Below are 15,051 nucleotides of genomic sequence, written 5' to 3' on the forward strand. Positions count from 1 at the left end.
GGAATGAGCCTCGTTGATCAGACACTGTAGCCCCATAGTTTTTGCGTGGGTAAAGAAAAACCATGGGATGAACATCAAGCATTAAACAAACTCATCTCTTCTGTTCAAAATACAAAAGATCAATGAACACTGCAGAGGCCATGACCAATGTTTTTTCATGCTCGTTTAAAGTTGGTGAAGTGAACTCTACCATGAATTTGTCTTTGTCCGTAAAGCTTTCCAAGAATACGCCGCTCCACTTTTTCTGTACTAGAGCCAACTCTCTTCCCTGATGTATGAACTTGAAGGTCCAAATTTTCCAGATTGGTGATGAAACTTCCATGATTGTCATGCCCTTGGCATTTTCTATATCAAAGCGTTTTGTCAAAATCGAAAATCTCTTTTGAATGGCCCCAAGCATTTGCCCTTGAGCATCTCTAATCTCAATGCGCTCAAAAAACCACCGGAAAGGGTGATGCCCAATCAATGCGAGTTGACGGTCTGGAGTGAAAAAATGCACATCAAATTTGCGCCAGTGTCCAGGTACTGACGAAGAATTAATCCTAAAATACCTTTTTGTTGTTCAGCAGCGTATCCGATGATCACTTGGTCTTTATTCATAATTTGATATTTGTTTCTAGTTTCGAAACCAAACCATTCACCAAGCTCGTGCACTTGAGTAACAAGGACAGTCCGTAGGTTCGCTAAGTCAAAAGAGGCCATAATATTTTACTCCCTCCACTATACTCACTTCTTTTACATTGAGAATTTATTTCGTTGCTAATCTATTTTTTGATTTATTAAATTCTGAAATGTAAAGTTTCATTTGATAATTAAGCAGTCTCTTTAAAATTTCTTTTTCTGAAACTTTAAAGATTTTAGAGACTAGAACTAATGTATCAAAGCTAGGACCAGACACTCCTCTTTCCCAGTTACAAATAAACTGAGGTGTTGTACCAAGCTGTCTTCCTAATTCGCTCTGACTTATTTTACGCTTTTTTCTTAATGATCTAAGATATAGACCAAATTCTTTTGAGTATGGCACTGTAGATTTTTTAGATTTTGCCATGCAACCCTCCACTTATATTTGCGCGCATATATAACCTAAATAATGGCTATTTTATTATCAAGCAGTTATTATTCATATTATTGACTTAATATTTCTGTTGCACTAAAGATGAGCATATGAGTCCGACATATCAAGATAAACATACAGAATATACTTCTAGATTTAAACAATGTGCTTTATCAATTAGTGCTATCTTTGAAAAAAACGGATTTAAAGTAATACCATTTAAAAGAGACGACCTGCCAATATTTTCATCTTTGAGCTCAAAAAAACAAGCCGAGGCAATACATTATATTGAGCTTTATTATTCTATCTTACAACAATCAGAAATAAAAAAATCATCAGAAAAAAATAATAATGCAGACTCTCTGTGGGAAGCTTTGGTTTATCTACAATGGCATCAGCCATCTGATTTTTTTAGCTATCTAAGACCTGATGACAAAATTGAAATCTATAATACTCAAAGTATTCAAATTTGGCGGAATTTTAATGTGATGAAAATATGCTCATACTCCATAGAGGAAATGCATTGTTATACTTGGCCCGAAAGATACTCAAGATCTGAAGAAGATACAGATAAAATTATGTCCACCATTCAAAAAGTATTGTCTCACAAAGAACGTAAGGTTTTTAGAGAAGCCATAGCAAATCATACGGTTATCGAGCGTTTCTCAGAGAAGCAATTCATTTTAGAAGCAAGCCACGAATACTTCTGCCCTCTCGTCGACAGACAAGGACTTGTATCAGGATTTATTGTTACCTCTAAAGTAGATGTTGTGGGATCAAATCTAAACAAAAAAAGTGCTCGATCAAAATCCCACTTACATGAGGTTTCTATTTAAGCCGCGTTCTTACCGTTTTTTGCACCATACTTCTCTGTAATTTTTTTTAAAATATCTCCATACAGACAGGAGTATTGGTACATAGTCTCACCAACCAACTGATTTTCTTCAGGTGTAAAGTCGCTAATGCTCTTAAAAGCTTTTTCCAAATGGCCTTCGTCCTCTTGAGCGTGGACTTTAAGAAAACTAGTTGCTTTAGGGCCAAACTCACTCAAACACACTTCATACATCTGAGGCACATTCTTAACAGCAAAACCTTCCAAAGCTAAAACCCATCCAAACATTCCAACAGGATTATCAAAGCCGAACCAATAATAAAGGCTCTGATGAAAAGCCTTTGCTTGTGGCAATACCTCTTGCGCAGACATGTCTAGACCAAAGCTTTTAATATCATTTTCTAAAAGCTTTTCGTGCCCCTTTTCTTCAGCAGCATGACTTATAAATCTGTTGCTGTATTTCGTCTTATCTCTAGGCATTTTACCGCCGGTCATTGCCAAAATTCTTGTTGAGTTATAGGCATACTCATAAGATTGAACAAGCCAGCTTACATAAGCATCTTTATTCGTCCATGGAAAATTGCTGCGTATCTCAGACAACTCAATTTGCAATTTATCATACAAATTTCTTAAATCTTCATTCGTTCTTATTTTCATAAATCCCCCTCTATGCTATTTTTAGTTTTTTATTCTCATCAATAGAAATATCGTTTCTCCCATCCCAAAGCTGATCTATTAGTTTTTGTGTTTTCAATTCAGGATGAGTTTGCAAAGTACTTCTATCTGTTATTATTAATGTACAAGGATGGCCAAATTTATTGATTTCGCCGAAAGGTTTAAACCCGAATCGATAGCACATTTGGTCTACATGAATCTTACTGCGCGCAGTTCCCAACACAGCCTGGGCCACACTGTTCTCAAATATCTTCATACTCAAGCCAAGCAACACATCACCTAAAGAAACATCCAAAAAAGATTTGCGGAACTCTGGATGAACAGTCAGATATTCAATAGACATGATTAATTCACCATCAAAGTTATTTTTAAAGATATCCTTTGGAAAATCAGAAATATAAGAATGGCTCGAATAAGCCTGTTGATTCTTGTTAAAGAAAGTACAGCATATCAATCCAACAACGCTATTCTCTATAGTTAAAGGACATACTAAATCTTGTCTTAGAAAACTATCTGAGTTTAAATTCTCTTTAACATCTAATATCTCTGTCCACATCTGTCTCCAATGTTTATAAGTTTTTTCATAAAGCTCATGATGTATGCCTGGATTAATTAATTTTCCAGGCAATATATTCCAAGACAGATTTGAAAGAATTTTTTTTTGATTCATAAACGTTATTTATTTAATCATCAGGTCTCAGAAAATGATTAAACAATTTTAGTTTTGTTATAAAAAACAGACAATAGTATTGCATTAGACTTGAGGTAGAGTTTATTTTCAGTGCTTGGACATGGAGTGCAGCCGCAGTAAGACTGTGCCTACAATCTATTTATGCTTAGCGTCAAGCGGAAAAATGTCGAACACGTAATAAGATCTTAAAATTCCTTGGAAATACTTAAAATAAGTGCCATAAAAGATCTTCAATTTTACATAAAGGATAGAGTCATGAAAAACGTAACAGAATTTTGGAACGTCAATTTGTTTAAAGGTCTTCAAGCTAAGGAAGCTTTAGCAGCTGAAGGAAAATCTGCTGAAGAAATCCAAACTAGCATTGGTGAAACTTTTAAAATGGAAGGCGACAAATTAAAGCACTTCATAAATGCGATCGATGTTGCTAGCCAAAACAAAGACAAACTTCACAGAGTTCTCGTTGTAACTTATGCTGAAGGTGAAGCACCTGCTCCAAAATCCGTAAAAGTTGAAGAACATCACTACGTACCTGCTTTCATCAAAGAAGCTCCACCAGCTGCTGATAAGAAAGATGAAAAAAGCGCTAAAGGTGGCAGACCACAACGCGGTGGTGGTGGCGGAGCTGGTGGCGATAGAAAAGGTCCAAAATCTTCTCCATGGGGATTAACTCCAGAAGAAATCGCAGCTAAAAAAGGCGGCGGAAAAAACAAAAAAGCTTAATTGTTTTTTGCTCTGAAATGAAAAGAAAGCTCGCTGTAAGGCGGGCTTTTTTTGTTTTAAATATGTAAATTCCTTCATCATTATTATTGCCCTTGATAAAGAGCCCTTTCTCACTAGAATCTTATAAAGAGGTAAACATGATTAAAATTATTCTGGTCAGCATAGTGTGTTCGAGTTTAGCGTTTCTAAATCCTTCTATGGCCACAGCAAGCCTTATGACAGTTCAAGATGTCACTCAAAGAGACGGAAGACTTTCCCAAGAAATAATTGATAAAATTGAAACTCCCGAAGTTCAAAAAAAATTGGCAGAATTTGGAATTTCTGCGCAAGAAGCCAAACAAAGAGTTGCCGCATTAAGTGATAGCGAAATCCGAGACATGTTGAATTCAAAAACACAGCAAGCCGGCGGAGATGTCATAGCTATCAGCCTCACGACTGTGCTTTTAATTGTTATTATTGTCTTACTACTTCGTTAATTTATTTCTCAGAGGAAATTTGAAAAAAAATGTTTTAACCTTTACAGTCTCCTTGCTTTTAGGAGGCTGTGCCAGTTCACCAAAAATTACACAGTATCTCGGTGCTTCACGACCTGAAAAAGAAATTATCTTAGATATAGAATTTGTTCCCCAAGGTGAAAAACTATGCGGACCCGCTGTACTGAAGATGGCCTCTAAAAAGCATTTACCTCATACACCGTTTGAAACTTACAAGGAATTCGCTTTCCACGAAAAGGCAGAGGGTTCTTTTAAGTCGGATATGATTTCTTCTACTCGCCGCCTTGGACTTGCGCCCTACCGTATCCCCAATCTAGAAATTATGTTTCAGGAAATTGATCAAGGTCGCCCCGTAATGGTTTTTCAAAACCTCGGTCTGTCTTGGTATCCGAAGTGGCACTATGCACTTTTGATTGGATACGACTCCTTCAGAAATATTGTATATCTACATTCAGGATTTACAGAAAAATTAAAAATGAATTTTGGTCTATTCACAAGAACCTGGAGACGTGGCGAGTATTGGAGCTATGTGGTTGTTCCTCCCCAAACCATTCCCGCTCATGTTTCCATAGAAGAAGCTTTAGACAATGCTGTAGTATTTGAAAACATAAAAAATAAAGATGCCGCTAAAATTATTTACACTCGCATCGCCGAAAAATGGCCTTTGCGATTTGAGCCTCATCTAGGACTTGCAAATTTGTGGTACGAAAGTAAAAATCTAAAAGCTGCCATCAAAGAAATTCAAGTGGCTCTAAAAATCGCTCCCAATCACCCTGCTTTATTATATAACTTAGCAGTTCTTTACTACGAAACTGGCGAATTGAAAAAAGCGCAAATTTTGAAAAATAAAACTCTCGCCGCAGCTCCCAATGATCAAAGGGAGACTTATCTCAAGAAGTTTAAATTTTAATTGGGGATTATTCGAATTTAAGATAAGGTCTTAATATGCTTTGGGCAAAAAAACCGACAACAAAAGAATTGGATGAGGCTTGTAAGAATACAATGTGTTCGCACATTGGGATGGAATTTACGGAAATCGGTGATGATTATCTTATCGCAAAGATGCCCGTGGATCATAGAACCATTCAACCTGCCGGTCTCCTTCATGGTGGAGCCTCGGTAGCTCTTGCGGAAAGCTTAGGAAGCATTGCCTCGCTTCTTTGTTTAAAATCAAAAGACAAGATGCCCGTGGGGATTGAAATTAATGCCAATCATCTCAAGGCTACTACCTCAGGCTTTGTTCATGGCAAAGTCACGGCAATTCGTCGCGGACAGAGCCTCCATGTTTGGAATATAGAAATCAAGAATGACCAAGGCGATATCACTTGTGTGAGTCGACTCACCTGCATGATCGTGGATCGTAAATAATCTTTTACTTATTTGAAAATCTCTAAAACTTTAACCGTATTATCTACCGAAGTAGAATCAATATAGCCAATACCACCGACATTTTCATTTACGAATTTTTTTATGCTGCTGTCATCTGGTAAAATTTTTGGTGGACGTCCATTTCCTGTGAAAATTAAATTGGACCAATAGATATTCATTGCAGTCGCATCTTTGTTTGCAATTTTTAAATAGAATTCTTTACGAATTTCTTTTCCTTCGGATTGATCAATTGGTTTTGCGCTATTGCCATTAGAAAATTTTTCTTTGGCACCCAAAAATATTGATTTAATTTCCGCACGAGCGGTTTCACGCTCCCAAACCGTTGTGTTGTTGGAATTTATGATAACTACAATATCTGCCATGGCTTGAAGGCTTAATGTGATGCATACACTGAAGATTAAAAATAATTTTTTCACAAAAATTCCTTATAATTAGAAAATAATATCCATTGCTACAGTGTATGTATTGGCTCCATAGCTTTTTAGAGAATCCTCGTAATTCTGCTGTGTTCTCATGTACTCACCTTTCAACGCTAGTGATGGTGTAGCCTTATAATTTACTCCCAACATAAAAGAATGTTGATCTTTTTTCGTACTGGTACTGACCGAAGGATCTGGAAACATATAAGCTAGACCATTCAAACTTCCTTGCCATGCAAACGTAAGGTAAGGCGTTAATTTTGGTGAAATATGATAACCGAGACTAGCGTATGCTCCTGTGAAAGAGCGAACATATCCTCCTCCCTCAACCAAAGCCCTGGTTGCTTCTGTAGCAAAAAAGAACTTCTCAAAATCTACGCTACCGCCACTCGAAACAACATGAAATGTTCCAAAATCAATTAGCGTGACTGTTGGTGGACCAGACGGCCCTGTAGAATAAGTCGTCAGAGTCCCATCTGCATTTGTTCCTATATAAGTAATATGAAACTTCATATTATCTCCGGATAATAAAAACTCTACTCCTCGAGTGTTTTGAGCAGCCCCATAAACCTTTCCATTCACTTGATCAATTGAAACGTCACCTGCTCCTCCGAATATTTGCGCTTGGAAGCGATAATCTCCAATAGCGGTACTGTATAGAAGTGAAGCACCATTGAAAGACTTAACAGGAAAGGTTTCGTAAACTTCTGCTGGCAACCGTACCCATAGGTAAGTGAAGCCCACATCAATTTGTTCGGAATACAAAAATATAGGATTAATTTGGCGGCCTACGCGTATTGAAAAATCATCAGTGTATTTGTAAGTTACAAAAATCCAGTCCGCCGAAAGTTCATATGAGCCTTCGTCATTACCTTTGGCTAGTAACTGCCCTGCAAATCTGAACTCATCACCACCTAAATCTGAACTCAAATTAAGGCCTAATCGACTTTCAGGATCTAAAGTAATGTATCGGTCCGTATTGCCAATAGCGCCTAGAGTATAAGGCGAAGTTGATTGTGAGCCCACAATGTCTGCAAAACCATAAATGCGTAAATCTGAAGCTTGAATTACAGCCATTGGTGTAAGTGTCAGTAGGTAAAATAACACCATCAGTAGAGATCTAGAATACTGCACAGAACCTCCATTAAATTATATTTGTTAATACTAATAATAGTAAGTCCAATCCTCCTAGAAAAACAAGATTCAAACATCATTATTTTGCCCAGACTAGTTATTAAAAATAATTTAACAAATTGAATTTAAAGCAAAACTAGCCGATAAAAATGTATATGAAGCGCTTCAAAATTAAAATTTCATCTTTTTTACCAAAGCTAGTTCGGAATCTACATTATTTTGGATTTGTAATTGTCTGTTTTTTAATCTATCAGACCCATAAAACGTCTCAAGTTTCAGAAACGATCTTGAAAGAATCTATACAGCAACAAAAAGAATTAAGAAATATCTCATGGCTAAACTTACTGACTCAAAGAGTGACCATACTAGCCTTTAGTCCAATGGTGACTAAGGACCCCAATGCTTACGATCAAGCAGAACGGATTGTTGAAAACCTACCTTTGTTATTAAAAGTTAAAAATGAGAATGATCCTGACTTCGCCATAGATAAGATGTTTATCTCGCAGGCTGATTTAGTTTTTAGCCAAATAAAACAAATTTCTGAATCAGGAAGATCCAATATCGACAATCAAAAAGAACTGGTATCTTTACTGCAAAAAACAGAAGAACTCGGAACGGAGCTGAATGACCAAGAGTCTACAAGGTGGTTCGATCTGCTCGCCAAGAACACACATTTGTTGGAAGACCTTACCCAAAGAAAAAAACAAAACTACTTGAGTTATGGTCTATTCCTATTTTATCTCATATTTTTGGGATGGTTGAATATTCGAAAACAAGCTGCTGAGCAGAAATTGTTAGAGAGCCAAATCAACGAAAACACAGAAAGATTGCGCTCAGAAAGCTTACAACTAGAAAAAGATGCTGCTGAGAAAGCAAACCTCGCAAAATCTGCCTTTTTAGCAAACATGTCTCACGAATTACGAACTCCTATGCATGGAATTTTAAGCTTTGCTAGATTTGGACAACAAAAGTTTAATCTTGTTCCCCAAGAAAAACTCAAATCTTATTTTGATGAAATTCATGATAGTGGATCTCGACTTATGAATCTTCTCAATGATCTTTTGGATTTAGCTAAATTGGAAGCCGGAAAAATTGAATATACGATGAAAGAAACATCTCTTCTACCAGTGGTTTCTTCAGTTACAGTTGAAATGAGTGCCTTTGCGCAAGAAAAAGAATTGAAACTTGAAGTTGTAAACAATATTAAAGAAGAAGATAAGGCAACATTTGATGATACACGGATTATGCAGGTGGTAAGAAATCTTCTTTCAAATGCTATTAAGTTCTCTCAAAAAAATTCTGTGGTTCAAATAGTACTCAACAAAACTTCCGAGAATATTGTCTGTGAAGTTATCAATACAGGCATTGGAATTCCAAACTCAGAACTCAATTCCATTTTTGATAAATTCGCTCAAAGCAGTAAAACAAAAAATGGTGCTGGCGGCACGGGTCTTGGTTTAGCCATTTGCAAAGAAATAATAGAACAGCATAAAGGTAAAATATGGGCAGAAAATCTACACTCTGGTCAAACTAAATTTGTTTTTAGATTGCCAAGAACAACCCAGCAGTTTTAAATATTGCAATTGTACAACTAAGGATTCTTATGAACTTAAAGCAAAAAGTACTGATCGTAGATGATGAAGCCCGAAATCAACGCATTATTTCTGAGGTTTTAGAAGGGTTAGTCGACTTTAAAGTAGCCTCTAGCGGCGAAGAGGCTTTAAAAATTTGCGAAGAATATGTGCCAGACCTTGTCCTTTTGGACATCATGATGCCTGGGATTAATGGATATGAGGTTTGTAAACTCATTAAAGCCAATCCAAAAACAAAACTCACAAAAGTGATTTTAGTATCTGGTAAAGCCATGATTGAGGAGAGAATCAAAGGTTACGATGAAGGCGCCGACGATTACATGACAAAGCCTTTTATTCCGGAAGAGCTTTTAGCAAAATCTAAAGTTTTTTTACGCCTCACAGCTATAGAAAAAGAATTAGTAGAATTCAATGCAAGCCTCGATGAAAAAGTTAAGCAAAAAACTCAACAACTACTTGAGACCGAAGGAAAGCTAATAACATCTGCCAAAATGTCTGCTTTAGGAGAAATGGCGGGGGGCATCGCCCATGAGATCAATACTCCACTAGGCACAATAGGATTATTGGCAGGACAGGTTGATGGGCTTGTACTTGAAGATCCAATTGATGTAGTTAGCATTTCTAATATGCTAAATATAATCAAAGAAACTGTTACTCGAATCGGTTTGATAATACATAGCTTAAGAACATTTTCTAGAGATGGGAGTGTTGATGATTTTGATTCAGTTCCAGTTAAAAAAATTATTGATAGCACATTAATGCTTTGTAACGAGAAGTTAAAACAAAACGGCATAGAATTCCAAATGGAAGAGATTCCTCAAGACTTAAAAATTGAATGCCAACAAGTGCCTATTTCTCAAGTACTAATTAATCTGATTAATAACGCCTGCGATGCAATAGAGCTTCAAAAAGAAAAATGGATTCGATTATCCATAGAAGACAAAGGAGATACCATTGCTCTTTCTATAACAGACAGTGGTAATGGTATTTCTAAAGAGATCGCTGAAAAAATATTTCAACCTTTTTTTACAACCAAAGAAATTGGTAAGGGAACTGGCCTTGGCTTAAGTATTTCTAAAGGAATTATAAATTCTCATAAAGGTAATTTAGCTATCGATCCAGATTGCAAAAATACTCGGTTTATTCTTCAACTTCCAAAGTTAAGGCCCTCAAAATGAGTGAACCCAAAAAGATTTCCATCTTATTCGTAGATGATGAAATGGATTTTCGAAATGCCTTGGCCTCTTCATTCAGTAGAAAAGGTTATAATGTTTTAACTGCACCTAATGGCAAAAAAGCTTTTGAAATTATTCGCTCACAACATATCGATGTCGTAGTCTCAGATATTCGAATGCCTCAAGGCGATGGAATCGAACTCCTTGATCGTACCAAAGAAGAGCATCACGAAACGCCAATCATTTTATTGGTGACCGGATTTGCAGATATTTCTACTGAGGATGCTCACCATAAGGGCGCAGAGGCTTTATTCAGCAAACCTTTCGATATAAATACACTTTTAGATGCTGTTGAAAGGCTATTGACTCCCCCAGAACAACGATGGGCGTCTTCCTCATATGTTCAATTGGGTAAAGAAATCCAGGTTGAACTACAGTACAATAATTTTTCTACAGCAATAGAATCACATGCCGTAAGTATTGGTCGTGGGGGAATGTTCATTAACATCGAATCGCACTTTCCCAATATCAATGACCAAGTTAACTTTAAACTTACTTTTAAAGACAACGGAGTTCCTCTCAACGGGGTTGGAATTGTGAGATGGATTCGTACCCAAAACAATAGGAAGTATTCTTCTGGCTTTGGACTTGAGTTTATATTCTTAAATGAATCTGAGAGAAAAATGATTATTGAATATATCAACTCAAGAAAAAAACTTAAGCCATTCATTCCCAATAATTAGATTATGCTGATGGTTTTTTTATAAGACTAATCAGGGCTTGAAAGGCTTGTTTATCAATTTCAAAAACTTTGTTTGTCTGCATCTTACTGATCGCCTCTTGGGCTGTAAGAATTTTTTGATCTGGATAGCTTCTAATGGCATAATTGCAAAAAACATTTGCAACATTAACTATTTTTGAAAATGGATGAAGTTTCGAATGGTCTACAGAACGAGGATAACCATTTCCGACGGCACTTTCATGATGTTCATATGCCACGGCCACAGATTCACTGGGAGCATTTTTAAGACTGTCCAATATCTCTTTTCCTCTAACTGTATGACTTTCATATAACTTTACTTCTTCAGCAGTAAATTGAAACCTTTGTTTTTCTAATAGACTCTTTGGAAGTTCTTTTTTCCCGATATCATGAAATAGGCCTGCGAAAGCCAACTTAAATAGTATAGCACCACTTTCCCAGCCCATTTTCTTAGCTATTAAAACTGACATTGCAGAGACCCCTAAGCTATGAGCATAAAGAAAGTCTGTGTGATCATTCAACCCCATTAGGATACTTCCCGTTTCATCATCCTCAGCAATGATATTTAAACTGGATTGAAGAAAATCTTTAGCATGCTGGCAAGAGGTTTGATCAAAACTCGGAGAAAATATTTGCTGCGATAACAGCTCTCCTGTGTATTTTAAAAATCGATTTTTCTTTTCAGCGTTAATATTGCTATTGCCTGCAAGAGCCTTGGTGATCTGAACCGTAAACCCCACGAATGATGGAAAGTCTTCTTTCGTGACATATAAATATGCAATACCCTTATCTTTAAATAGATTAATTTTTTCTTCGGGAATTTTCCCACCTTTGTGAGCAATTTTTATGTATTTGTCGTTATTTAGTTTAATAAAAACAGGACACGAAGTTTCTTTTTGAGAGACAAAATCTTCGATCGGTACTTTAAAAAAGTCAACCTCAGGCGGCTTTACTTCTTCTTTATTTTCTGCAGGCTTTAAAACACCCAATATTTTTTCAATTTTTTCTTTTAACTCTGTATCACTAAAAGGTTTTGATAAGAAATCATCAGCACCAAGCTCATCAGCCCTTTTCATTTCTAATAGATGAGAAAATCCTGTCATAAGAATAACGGGACAAGGTTTAGTTTGCTTAATCCACTCTAAGAGATCTACGCCCGTAAAAAATGGCATTTGGATATCTGAAATGACCAAGTCTACATCTTGAATGGATAATATAGATTTAGCAACCTTACCGTTTTCAGCGGCTGTTACACTATAATTTCTAGCTAGAATTGCACTTAAAGCATCTCTAAAAGATTTATCATCTTCTACAATAAGTATTCTCGGTTTCATAAAATTTTCTCCAGCTTAAACAAAAATGATATAACAATATCGTAAGTTTTACTAGAGAATTTAAGTCATCAGCGCAGCATCAAGGTCTATAAATAAAAATAATTAATATATGACTATGTCACAAAACAGGACAGTCTAGAATCCAATATTAATAATTGGCGAGACTACGAAAAGACCTTTGTGGTGGAAATTAACAAGACCGATTTGAATTCCATGAAGATCTGTAGCTTCATTGATCAGGCCCAACTGTAAACCATAAACTACACGCGCTTTATTGTAAATGCCTGCTTGCACACCGTAGATCGCTGTTTGCTCTGTGAGGTTCACCAATGCCAGATCTAAGCCTACAACTTTTGAAGTGGCTTTGTTCATGTTCACGATACCTGCGAATTGCAGTCCATAAACGCTAGTTTTGTTGTTATTCCAGTTAGCAATACCCGCGAACTGTGTACCAATAGCAGTCACTGTCCCATCCGTTTTATTGAACCCTCCGGACAGAGCAATACCTGTGAAGTCCTGAGCCGTAATGTTACCAATCACACCTAAATCTATGCCGTAAACATCTCTATGAGATCCCCATAGCGCACTAAATCTTAAACCTGTGATGGAGAAGTCTTTTGTTGGAAATTGAACTGGAGGAACTATCCCCACCGCAACAGGTGAAACCGCTGCTTGTGCGTTAGAAAGAGTGAATAATACGAAAGCTACTACTGTGATAAAGATATTTTTTGTCATGTCTCATTCTTGCATCAGCGTTTTTTGAATGCAAACCTTAGCAAGACATAAGTCTAGCTATGAGGAAACTTTACGCTTTAAGGATTCAATGAACTAGAGCCATTCGTAGAACTAGCAGGAATTCTCTTGTCTGAGTTTTTAAGAGTTTCGCAGAAATTAGCGTACCCCAACCTGCATGCAGATTTTGTGTAATATTCAACATAGGTAGAACTTAAATTATAATCCGTCTTCATATCTACAAGTTTTGCACAAGCATCACCATTTCCTGAGACACAATTCATATGAAGGTTATTCACTTGCTTGGTTTTTTCCTTGGCCAAGGCTTGCTCTTTTGATTCCTGCTCCACTTGTGTTTTGATTTTCATTGACTGCTCAATCGCCGCATCACTAATAAATAACCGCAGAGTTAGCACCATACCAACTGTAACTAGTGCCGAACCACCAAAAACCCTAATATGATGTCCTCTTTTTAACTTTTCAACCACATGATCTTCATGGGCGTCTGCTAAGAACAATTTATGATTGGATGCGCATTTTATTTCTCCAAAAACTTCGAATTCACTTTCCGTTAAATTTTCTGCTTTAGTCTTTTTTTGAGAAAGTTGAGCGGCAAAAGAATAGCCATCTCTTGCTTCTTTATGGCAAATTTTTCCATCGCCATTTTTATCTAGTAGCGCTTTCAAATTTTTAAAGCTTCTGCTATTGAAATCGATAATGCGATTTGCAAAATGTGTAAGGCCTTCGGCTTTTATTTTTTTTGCTTCCGCATTTTGAGTTCTAAAATCACCAGTAACATAAATTGGACAGCCCGCGCGTATTTCTCTTTCGACAACTCTGTATCTCTGTGAAAACAATCCATAGAATCTACCTTTTGGAGGAAAATTTGGAATTGTTGTCGGAATGAGCGTTTCTAAAAAATGATTTTGTTCAAGGCTTTTTAGCGAGGTCCACAATCTTGCACTGCGCGCTTCAATCTCCATTTCACTTGTTGAGGCATCCACCATCGCAAGTCCCGTTGGATCTATAAGATAGAATGGCTTAGCGTGTGTATGAGAAAACACAGAAACCCAAACTCTTTTTTTATGCTTTCCCGATCCTTTTGATTCTTCTCTTTCCAGTGAAAAATGATAATAAACAAGCTCGTGCCCCTGCGGAGTGACGAAGCCTTTCTCTGAAGGCCAAGCAAAACCTTGAATTTCCACTAAGCCTTGTGGTGCTGATGCAATTTTTGATTTAGGAGTGTCTTGTATTTGTCGAACGCGCTTTTGTCTTTTCAATGCCTGCATAATAAAGAATGAGCCAAAACCCAAACACAATACTATAGCTTTAATGTAATCTACCGACATATTTTAACCCAAAGTTAAGACTAGTGTTAGAGTTTTAAGCGCCTTTTCCAAATTTCGGCATATTCATCTCGAGTGATGGTTTAATTTTTTCAGACTCTTCCACGTTAAAAAAATCTTGTCTTTGATAGTTCAAAAGTTTTGCGACAAACACGTCTGGAAATTGATCGATACGCGTATTGAAGTTTGTTACAGCTTCGTTATAAGCTTCTCTTCTATCTGCGAGCATACTTTCCAGATTTGAAACTCTAGATTGAAGTTGCACAAAATTTTGATTTGCCTTTAATTCAGGGTAAGCTTCACCAATTGCGATAATGCCTTTGAGGGCAAAACTCATTTCTTGCGAAGCCTTGATTTTATCTGTGACTGAATTTGCTTCACCGTAATGTTTACGTGCTTCTGCGATTTTTTCTAATAAACCAGCTTCGTATTTCGCATATTGCTCGATCACTTGGATCAATTGAGGGATTTCATCAAATCGTTGTTTTAAAATCACATCAATATTTGACCATGCTCTTTCAACTTGATTTCTGAGGCTGATCATTCCGTTATAGATATTGATCCCCATCGAGAAAAATACAATTCCGACAATTAAAACAAATATTAAAGCACCGAACGACATCATGATGAACCCCCGACATCTATATTATCGGGTGGCTAAACTAAAAATATTAACAACTATCTAGAATGTATGAATGTTATTC

Annotated in this window: 19 protein-coding genes; 8 read left to right on the forward strand and 11 right to left on the reverse strand. The window is 36.7% G+C overall.

The window, feature by feature from the left end; translation table 11 throughout:
• Window positions 1-91 precede the first annotated feature (91 nt).
• The 3 genes from V4596_06305 to V4596_06315 are packed head-to-tail and all read right to left on the reverse strand — an operon-like array spanning window position 92 to window position 1,048.
• Window positions 92-466 carry a phospholipid scramblase-related protein gene (locus V4596_06305; protein ID MES2768741.1) on the reverse strand — a complete coding sequence of 125 codons (375 nt, stop codon included), beginning with the start codon at window positions 464-466 and terminating at the stop codon, window positions 92-94.
• The gene (locus V4596_06310; GenBank protein MES2768742.1) at window positions 463-702 is read right to left on the reverse strand and encodes a phospholipid scramblase-related protein; all 240 of its coding nucleotides are present in this window, start codon (window positions 700-702) and stop codon (window positions 463-465) included. Before V4596_06310 ends, V4596_06305 begins: the two co-directional genes overlap by 4 nt.
• Before the next feature lie 46 nt (window positions 703-748).
• On the reverse strand, window positions 749-1,048 hold the full coding sequence (locus tag V4596_06315) for a helix-turn-helix transcriptional regulator (GenBank protein ID MES2768743.1): 300 nt from the start codon (window positions 1,046-1,048) through the stop codon (window positions 749-751).
• A gap of 116 nt (window positions 1,049-1,164) precedes the next feature.
• Between V4596_06315 and V4596_06320 the strand changes: the two genes are divergently transcribed.
• Window positions 1,165-1,890, forward strand: coding sequence for a hypothetical protein (locus tag V4596_06320; protein MES2768744.1), 726 nt, complete (start codon window positions 1,165-1,167; stop codon window positions 1,888-1,890).
• On the opposite strand, the gene V4596_06325 is transcribed toward V4596_06320, so the two are convergent.
• Complete coding sequence (locus V4596_06325; GenBank protein MES2768745.1) at window positions 1,887-2,543, reverse strand: iron-containing redox enzyme family protein; 657 nt, start codon at window positions 2,541-2,543, stop codon at window positions 1,887-1,889. The genes V4596_06320 and V4596_06325 overlap by 4 nt on opposite strands.
• 10 nt (window positions 2,544-2,553) lie before the next feature.
• A complete protein-coding gene (locus V4596_06330) occupies window positions 2,554-3,231 on the reverse strand; it encodes a hypothetical protein (protein ID MES2768746.1) in 678 nt (225 codons plus the stop codon).
• Window positions 3,232-3,507: 276 nt separating this feature from the next.
• Between V4596_06330 and V4596_06335 the strand changes: the two genes are divergently transcribed.
• The 4 genes from V4596_06335 (at window position 3,508) to V4596_06350 (ending at window position 5,834) form a co-directional block, all read left to right on the forward strand.
• On the forward strand, window positions 3,508-3,972 hold the full coding sequence (locus V4596_06335; GenBank protein MES2768747.1) for a hypothetical protein: 465 nt from the start codon (window positions 3,508-3,510) through the stop codon (window positions 3,970-3,972).
• Between the two features lie 137 nt (window positions 3,973-4,109).
• Window positions 4,110-4,448, forward strand: a complete 339-nt coding sequence (locus V4596_06340; GenBank protein MES2768748.1) for a PA2779 family protein — start codon at window positions 4,110-4,112, stop codon at window positions 4,446-4,448.
• A gap of 19 nt (window positions 4,449-4,467) precedes the next feature.
• Window positions 4,468-5,376 carry a PA2778 family cysteine peptidase gene (locus V4596_06345; GenBank protein MES2768749.1) on the forward strand — a complete coding sequence of 303 codons (909 nt, stop codon included), beginning with the start codon at window positions 4,468-4,470 and terminating at the stop codon, window positions 5,374-5,376.
• Window positions 5,377-5,411: 35 nt separating this feature from the next.
• Complete coding sequence (locus V4596_06350) at window positions 5,412-5,834, forward strand: hotdog fold thioesterase (GenBank protein MES2768750.1); 423 nt, start codon at window positions 5,412-5,414, stop codon at window positions 5,832-5,834.
• A gap of 8 nt (window positions 5,835-5,842) precedes the next feature.
• Here the strand turns inward: V4596_06350 and V4596_06355 are convergent, their stop codons facing one another.
• Together V4596_06355 and V4596_06360 are read right to left on the reverse strand one after the other, a co-directional pair.
• Window positions 5,843-6,271: a phosphate ABC transporter substrate-binding protein gene (locus V4596_06355; GenBank protein ID MES2768751.1), complete on the reverse strand. Its 429-nt coding sequence runs from the start codon at window positions 6,269-6,271 to the stop codon at window positions 5,843-5,845.
• A gap of 15 nt (window positions 6,272-6,286) precedes the next feature.
• Window positions 6,287-7,408: a hypothetical protein gene (locus tag V4596_06360; GenBank protein ID MES2768752.1), complete on the reverse strand. Its 1,122-nt coding sequence runs from the start codon at window positions 7,406-7,408 to the stop codon at window positions 6,287-6,289.
• A gap of 155 nt (window positions 7,409-7,563) precedes the next feature.
• On the opposite strand from V4596_06360, the gene V4596_06365 reads away from it, so the two are divergent.
• The 3 genes from V4596_06365 to V4596_06375 are packed head-to-tail and all read left to right on the forward strand — an operon-like array spanning window position 7,564 to window position 10,918.
• Window positions 7,564-8,982, forward strand: coding sequence for an ATP-binding protein (locus tag V4596_06365; GenBank protein MES2768753.1), 1,419 nt, complete (start codon window positions 7,564-7,566; stop codon window positions 8,980-8,982).
• Window positions 8,983-9,011: 29 nt separating this feature from the next.
• A complete protein-coding gene (locus V4596_06370) occupies window positions 9,012-10,178 on the forward strand; it encodes a response regulator (GenBank protein MES2768754.1) in 1,167 nt (388 codons plus the stop codon).
• A complete protein-coding gene (locus V4596_06375; protein MES2768755.1) occupies window positions 10,175-10,918 on the forward strand; it encodes a response regulator in 744 nt (247 codons plus the stop codon). Before V4596_06370 ends, V4596_06375 begins: the two co-directional genes overlap by 4 nt.
• A 1-nt stretch (window position 10,919) precedes the next feature.
• Here V4596_06375 and V4596_06380 read toward each other — a convergent pair whose 3' ends face one another.
• The 4 genes from V4596_06380 to V4596_06395 form a co-directional block, all read right to left on the reverse strand.
• Entirely contained in the window at window positions 10,920-12,269 is a 1,350-nt protein-coding gene (locus V4596_06380) for an HD domain-containing phosphohydrolase (protein ID MES2768756.1), read from the reverse strand.
• 135 nt (window positions 12,270-12,404) lie between these two features.
• The gene (locus V4596_06385; GenBank protein ID MES2768757.1) at window positions 12,405-13,004 is read right to left on the reverse strand and encodes a hypothetical protein; all 600 of its coding nucleotides are present in this window, start codon (window positions 13,002-13,004) and stop codon (window positions 12,405-12,407) included.
• A gap of 77 nt (window positions 13,005-13,081) precedes the next feature.
• Window positions 13,082-14,350: a hypothetical protein gene (locus tag V4596_06390; GenBank protein ID MES2768758.1), complete on the reverse strand. Its 1,269-nt coding sequence runs from the start codon at window positions 14,348-14,350 to the stop codon at window positions 13,082-13,084.
• Between the two features lie 34 nt (window positions 14,351-14,384).
• The gene (locus V4596_06395; protein MES2768759.1) at window positions 14,385-14,972 is read right to left on the reverse strand and encodes a LemA family protein; all 588 of its coding nucleotides are present in this window, start codon (window positions 14,970-14,972) and stop codon (window positions 14,385-14,387) included.
• Window positions 14,973-15,051 lie beyond the last annotated feature (79 nt).

The organism is Bdellovibrionota bacterium (genome assembly GCA_040386775.1).
In the GTDB taxonomy this organism is placed as follows: domain Bacteria; phylum Bdellovibrionota; class Bdellovibrionia; order Bdellovibrionales; family JAEYZS01; genus JAEYZS01.

Excerpts from the sequence above, each read along its gene's own strand:
- V4596_06310 (MES2768742.1), bottom strand. The coding sequence starts at position 702 with ATGGCCTCTTTTGACTTAGCGAACCTACGGACTGTCCTTGTTACTCAA.
- V4596_06315 (MES2768743.1), bottom strand. The coding sequence starts at position 1,048 with ATGGCAAAATCTAAAAAATCTACAGTGCCATACTCAAAAGAATTTGGT.
- V4596_06320 (MES2768744.1), top strand. The coding sequence starts at position 1,165 with ATGAGTCCGACATATCAAGATAAACATACAGAATATACTTCTAGATTT.
- V4596_06325 (MES2768745.1), bottom strand. The coding sequence starts at position 2,543 with ATGAAAATAAGAACGAATGAAGATTTAAGAAATTTGTATGATAAATTG.
- V4596_06330 (MES2768746.1), bottom strand. The coding sequence starts at position 3,231 with ATGAATCAAAAAAAAATTCTTTCAAATCTGTCTTGGAATATATTGCCT.
- V4596_06335 (MES2768747.1), top strand. The coding sequence starts at position 3,508 with ATGAAAAACGTAACAGAATTTTGGAACGTCAATTTGTTTAAAGGTCTT.
- V4596_06340 (MES2768748.1), top strand. The coding sequence starts at position 4,110 with ATGATTAAAATTATTCTGGTCAGCATAGTGTGTTCGAGTTTAGCGTTT.
- V4596_06350 (MES2768750.1), top strand. The coding sequence starts at position 5,412 with ATGCTTTGGGCAAAAAAACCGACAACAAAAGAATTGGATGAGGCTTGT.
- V4596_06365 (MES2768753.1), top strand. The coding sequence starts at position 7,564 with ATGAAGCGCTTCAAAATTAAAATTTCATCTTTTTTACCAAAGCTAGTT.
- V4596_06370 (MES2768754.1), top strand. The coding sequence starts at position 9,012 with ATGAACTTAAAGCAAAAAGTACTGATCGTAGATGATGAAGCCCGAAAT.
- V4596_06375 (MES2768755.1), top strand. The coding sequence starts at position 10,175 with ATGAGTGAACCCAAAAAGATTTCCATCTTATTCGTAGATGATGAAATG.
- V4596_06380 (MES2768756.1), bottom strand. The coding sequence starts at position 12,269 with ATGAAACCGAGAATACTTATTGTAGAAGATGATAAATCTTTTAGAGAT.
- V4596_06385 (MES2768757.1), bottom strand. The coding sequence starts at position 13,004 with ATGACAAAAAATATCTTTATCACAGTAGTAGCTTTCGTATTATTCACT.
- V4596_06390 (MES2768758.1), bottom strand. The coding sequence starts at position 14,350 with ATGTCGGTAGATTACATTAAAGCTATAGTATTGTGTTTGGGTTTTGGC.
- V4596_06395 (MES2768759.1), bottom strand. The coding sequence starts at position 14,972 with ATGATGTCGTTCGGTGCTTTAATATTTGTTTTAATTGTCGGAATTGTA.